Annotated in this window: 3 protein-coding genes; 2 read left to right on the top strand and 1 reads right to left on the bottom strand. The window is 71.8% G+C overall.

Annotation, left to right across the window (positions count from 1 at the left end):
• Positions 1 to 959: glycoside hydrolase family 6 protein (locus VE546_RS05145; RefSeq protein ID WP_324918987.1), on the bottom strand; the 959-nt coding region annotated here is incomplete at its 3' end.
• 423 nt (positions 960 to 1,382) lie between these two features.
• Here VE546_RS05145 and VE546_RS05140 point away from each other — a divergent pair.
• Together VE546_RS05140 and VE546_RS05135 are read left to right on the top strand one after the other, a co-directional pair.
• Entirely contained in the window at positions 1,383 to 2,396 is a 1,014-nt protein-coding gene (locus tag VE546_RS05140; protein ID WP_324918984.1) for a LacI family DNA-binding transcriptional regulator, read from the top strand.
• 653 nt (positions 2,397 to 3,049) lie between these two features.
• The gene (locus tag VE546_RS05135) at positions 3,050 to 3,961 is read left to right on the top strand and encodes an NAD-dependent protein deacetylase (protein ID WP_324918990.1); all 912 of its coding nucleotides are present in this window, start codon (positions 3,050 to 3,052) and stop codon (positions 3,959 to 3,961) included.
• Positions 3,962 to 4,489: the final 528 nt, after the last annotated feature.

Raw genomic sequence — 4,489 nt, 5'->3', positions numbered from 1 at the left:
CCGTAGATCATCTTGTAGGCGACCTCGGGGAGGAACTGTCCGGCCGAGGAGCCGCCCCCGACTCCGCAGTTGCCGTCGGACTCGCCCGGGACCTTTATCCACAGGAGCATCTCGGCGCCTCCGCCCAGCTGGGTGGGAGTGCCGATACGGCGGCCCGCGGGGTTGCACCACTGGCCGTTGGAACCGTTGCCGTTGCGGCTGGTGTCCACGACGAACGGCTTGGTGTAGCCGTAGCGGGCGCTGAGTTCCCTGTTGACGGCGTTGGCGTAGGCGATGTTCTCGGCCGTGGTGAAGTAGTTGGAGACGTTGAGCGAGAAGCCGCGGGCCTGGCGGAGGCCGGCCTCGTGGAGGCGCCCGGCCATGGCCTGCGCGCTGGCCCAGCCCGGGTTGCCGGCGTCGAGGTAGACCCAGGTGTTGGGGGCCTGGCGGTTGAACTGGGCAAGGGCATTGATGAGCATGCTCTCGCGTTCGTCGATCTGGGCCTGGTTCATGCAGCCGTAGTCCCCGAGGGAGTCCGGCTCGAGGATGACGACGGCCGGGCGGTTGCCGATCCCGCCGGCGAACTGGGAGATCCAGGTGGCGTAGGCGGACGGCGAGGAGGCTCCGCCGGCGGAGTGCCCGCCGCAGTAGTCGCGGTTGTACACGTTGTAGGCGACGAGGATGGGCAGCTTGTCCGCGCGGTCCGCCGCTCCCGTGTACGTACTCGTGGCATTGTCGATGGCCCCGCTCCAGGAGCCGAACCAGCGGGCCGTCGGGGTGTTGGCGATGGAGGTGTTGATCGCGGACGCCCGGCCGTCACCGGGGTTGGCGGCGACCCATCGCTTCGCGCTGGAGTCGGGGTCCACGTAGAACCCGTTGGTCATGGTGGTCGGGTCGGCCGCGTGGGCGGACGGTGCGACGGTGAGCGCCAGAGGCAGCGCGAAGAGCGCTGCCACCAGGGCGCGGAGTCTGCGGCGCATGGCTGTACCTCGATTTCCTGGCAGGGATGCGTCGCACGCTCTCGTCCCGAGCATGCGGCGCGCTGAGGAAGTGCGGTGGTACGACGTCCCCCGCGGCGGCGACCGATCGGCAGGGACGACATCCCCGAAGGGCCGTCAGCATCCTGGGAGCGCTCCCACTGGAAGCGGTCCCAAGACTCCTGAGGGCCTTGAGGGATGCTCGGTATCATGTGACGGGCTGGTAGGGGTGTCAAGGGTCGGCGCACGGCCGCCCTTCGCATGACGACGACAAGCTCTACAGGCTCCATAAACTGGAAGCGCTTCCAGTTCTCCAACCCTCCAGGGCCCCGTGCCTGTCCACCGTCACCGGCCGAGTGGGTGGCAGCGGAGAAGACCGGAGTGAGATGCTTCTCGCCCGGTCGAGAGGGAAAGGCTCATGGCTCCATGGCAATAGATGCGCCCCACCCGCAGCCGAAACTCGACGAGGTGGCCGAACTCGCCGGCGTCTCCCGCTCGGTGGCCTCCCGCGCCCTCAACAACGCGCCACACGTCAGCCGCGCCAAGCGCGAGGCCGTCGCACGGGCCGCCCGGCAGCTCGGCTACGTGCCCAATCCGACCGCCCGCGCTCTGGCCACCCGCCACACGGGGGCAGCCGCCCTGGTCATCGCGGGAGAAGACCCGTCGATCTTCGCGGACCCGTTCTTCGCCCAGGTGATCGTGGGGGCGTCGGCCGCCCTGGAGGAAGCCGACCTGCATCTGATGCTGTGCCTGGCGGCCTCCGACCGGGGCCGCAAGCGGGTGGAGCGGCTCCTTCTGGCCAAGGGCGCCGACGGCGCCATGCTGATGGCGCTGCGCGAGGACGACCCGCTTGTCCCCATGGCCGAGCGGGCGAAGATGCCCGTCGTGTTCGGAGGACGCCCGGTCGGCCCGGCCCCCCGGTGGTACGTGGACGTCGACAACGTCGGCGGAGCACGCGAGGCGACCGAGTACCTGGTCTCGCGTGGCCGCACGCGCGTGGCCGTGATCTGCGGGCGCCTGGACACCGAGGTCGGGCGTGCCCGGTACCGCGGCTACCGGGACGCCATGCTGGCGGCCGGCCTCGATCCGTTCCCGCCGCAGGAGGGGGACTTCACCGAGGCCAGCGGTGCCGCCGCCATGGCCGCACTCCTGGCTGAGCATCCCGACCTGGATGGGGTGTTCGCCGCCAACGACAACATGGGAGCGGGAGCGCTGCGCACGCTGCGTGAGGCCGGCCGACGAGTCCCCGACGACGTCTCCGTGATCGGCTTCGACGACCTGGCCGTCGCCGAGCTCGCCGACCCGCCGCTCACCACCGTCCACCAGCCCATAAACGCCCTCGGACGGGAGATGGCGCGCATGCTCGTCGCACTCGTCAACGGACAGGACCCCACCCCGCTGATCCTGCCCACCCGCCTGGTCACCCGCTCCAGCGCCTGATGGGCCCGCCGTGGGGCCGTGCCGGTGGTGTGCCGGGGGTGGCTGGTGGGTCCTGGGCGGCGGGGCCGGAGCGCGCGATGAGCGAGGGCGAGGTGCCGCGGCCGTCCTCCCTGCCGGCCCAGCGGCGAGGCGGGGAGAAGCGTGGGAGTCGCGGACCTGCGCGGAGGCCATGCCCGCCCTTTCGCTGCGGGGATGCGGAAACGATGCCCGCGGCGGATTGCCCCGACGGGCCGGTGGCACCGGTGGGCGTCCGGTCGGTCTTCCACGGCTTCGGCCCGCTGGTGGTGCCGCGCCCCGGGGACTGGCCGTCCCGGGTCGAGGTGGCGGGCTACTGGTGGCCCGCGCGGCCGGACGGCTGGCAGCCCCCGGCCGAACTGGCCGACTTCCTCGCAGCCGGTCCGCCGCCGGTGTTCCTCGGGTTCGGCAGTATGGCACCGGGGCAGGGGGAACGGCTCAGCAAGCTGGTGGCCGCGGCGGTGAAGCGGGCAGGGGTACGCGCGGTGGTGCAGGCGGGGTGGGCCGAACTGAGCGGCTGCGGCGCCGACGTCCTGGCCATCGGCGACGTCCCGCACGACTGGTTGTTCCCGCGCACCGCCGCCGTCCACCACGCCGGGGCGGGCACCACCGCGCAGCCTGTTCCGTACCCTGGCGGCATGCGCATGCGCCCCACTCTGAGCTGGACCCCGACCGAGGACCTGCCGCCGGGCACCACGGATCTGGAGCCGGTCGCCGACGCGCTGAGCACCGGGGGTGTGCTGGTGCTCAGCGGGGCGGGCATCTCCACGGAGTCGGGCATCCCCGACTACCGGGGCGAGGGCGGAAGCCTGAGCCGGCACACCCCGATGACCTACCAGGACTTCACCGCCAGCGCCCAGGCCCGGCGCCGGTACTGGGCGCGCAGCCACCTCGGCTGGCGCACCTTCGGCCGCGCCCGCCCCAACGCCGGGCACCGGGCCGTGGCCGCGTTCGAGCGGCACGGCCTGCTGTCGGGTGTGATCACTCAGAACGTCGACGGCCTGCACCAGGCCGCCGGCAGCAAGGACGTCGTGGAACTCCACGGAAGCCTGGCCCGGGTCGTCTGCCTTTCCTGCGGCGCCTTCAGCTCGCGCCGTGAACTCGCCCGGCGGCTGGAGGAGGCCAATGCGGGCTTCGAGCCGGTGGCCGCCGGAATCAACCCGGACGGTGACGCCGACCTCACTGACGAACAGGTCGGGAACTTCCGCGTGGTGCCCTGCACGAACTGCGGCGGCATCCTCAAACCGGACGTGGTGTTCTTCGGCGAAGCCGTTCCGCCGCGGCGGGTCGAACACTGCCGCAAGCTGGTCCGTGAGGCGGCCTCGCTGCTGGTCCTGGGCTCCTCACTGACGGTGATGTCCGGGCTCCGGTTCGTCCGCCAGGCGGCGCAGGCCGGAAAGCCGGTGCTGATCGTCAACCTGGACCCGACCCGGGGCGACCGGCACGCCCTCGCCCGGGTCGCGCTCCCGCTGGGAACGGCCCTCACCACCGTGGCCGACCGGCTGGGCATCCCCGTCGACGGCGAGGCGGCAGCCTGGACGAGATCGTGACGGTGGCGGGGCGTCGCCGGGGTTCACCGCGCCAGTCCTTCGGGCCGGTGCAGAACCGCACCCCCAAGCCCGCCTTCACTGCCGGTCACGGGGCCCGATCCATCCGCACCGCCCCCGGCAACAAGATCGACACGCGTTCCGGACACCGGCGCAAGACGTACAGGTACGGCAGCGGCGGCTGCCCGCTGTGCCGGTGCTGCCCAGCCTGGGCACGGGAGCGGACGAGGGACTGACATCCGCCCCCCTGATCCGGGTCTGCCACCGGAAACGGAAGCCCGTGTGAAACGTGGGCCGCCAGCGTTCGCTGGCAGCCCACGCGCCGGTGCCGTTCCCACCACTTCCATAGCGACGCCGGACAGGCCCGTCTGTATCCGCCGGCCTTGGCTGTGTTGTCCTGAGTGGCTGGTCTTTCCGACCGTGAGAGGAGCACGTCGAACGGGAGTCCCGACAGGGGGCGCGGGGGTCAAGGCGCGGGCGGGGCTTCCTGAACAGCTCGCTGGTGTCAAATGACCGAGCAGCAGCAGGAGG

It is taken from the genome of Streptomyces sp. (genome assembly GCF_035644915.1).
Taxonomy (GTDB): Bacteria; Actinomycetota; Actinomycetes; order Streptomycetales; family Streptomycetaceae; genus Streptomyces.
Note: the sequence above shows the minus strand (reverse complement) of the source record. Positions and strands in the feature narration are given on the sequence as shown.

Excerpts from the sequence above, each read along its gene's own strand:
- VE546_RS05140 (WP_324918984.1), top strand. The coding sequence starts at position 1,383 with ATGGCAATAGATGCGCCCCACCCGCAGCCGAAACTCGACGAGGTGGCC.
- VE546_RS05135 (WP_324918990.1), top strand. The coding sequence starts at position 3,050 with ATGCGCATGCGCCCCACTCTGAGCTGGACCCCGACCGAGGACCTGCCG.